The 684-nt window shown below is 62.9% G+C and carries 1 pseudogene; it reads left to right on the top strand.

Annotated elements, in window-relative coordinates:
- Positions 1–684, top strand: a pseudogene (locus tag BSF44_RS29240) (copper oxidase); the annotation flags it as partial.

The following is a 684-nucleotide window of genomic DNA, read 5'->3' as shown; positions in this document are numbered from 1 at the left end:
CGACTATCGCTGGCCGATCCAGTTGGCCGGTTACGACACCATCAACACCAGCGCTCAGGATCCGCGCGCGGCGTTCCCCTGCGCCCCGGGCGAAACCCTGTTCGTCAACGATGCCACGCCGGGCCTCAAGACCTGCAACAACGGCAGCATCAAGATCCGTGGCGACTGGCGCGAAACCATGAGCACCCACTGGTTCCACGACCACATGCTCGATTTCACCGCGCAGAACGTCTACAAGGGCAACGCGGTGATGATGAACTACTACAGCGCCATGGATCGTGGCAACGAAGCGCTGCAAGACGGCGTCAACCTGCGCCTGCCCAGCGGTTCGGCATTGCCCTGGGGCAACCGCGACTATGACGTCAACCTGATGCTGGCCGACAAGGCCTGGGACGCCAATGGCCAACTGTGGTTCAACCCGTTCAACACCGACGGTTTCCTCGGCGATCAGCTCCTGGTCAACTGGCAGTACCAGCCGCGCCTGAACGTGCGTGCGCGCAGCTATCGCTTCCGCATCCTCAATGGCTCGGTGTCGCGCTACTTCAGGATCGCGCTGGTGCGTGAAGTCGTCGGCACCGGTGGTGAATACCCCGGCCCGGCAGGTTCCGGCCTGTCCTATACCCGCGTGCCGTTCCACTTGATCGCCAACGACGGCAACCTCATGGAACACGCCGTGCCGTTCGA

This window comes from Pseudomonas sp. ACN8, from assembly GCF_002303925.1.
GTDB lineage: Bacteria > Pseudomonadota > Gammaproteobacteria > Pseudomonadales > Pseudomonadaceae > Aquipseudomonas.
This window is presented reverse-complemented; position numbering and strand designations above follow the sequence as displayed.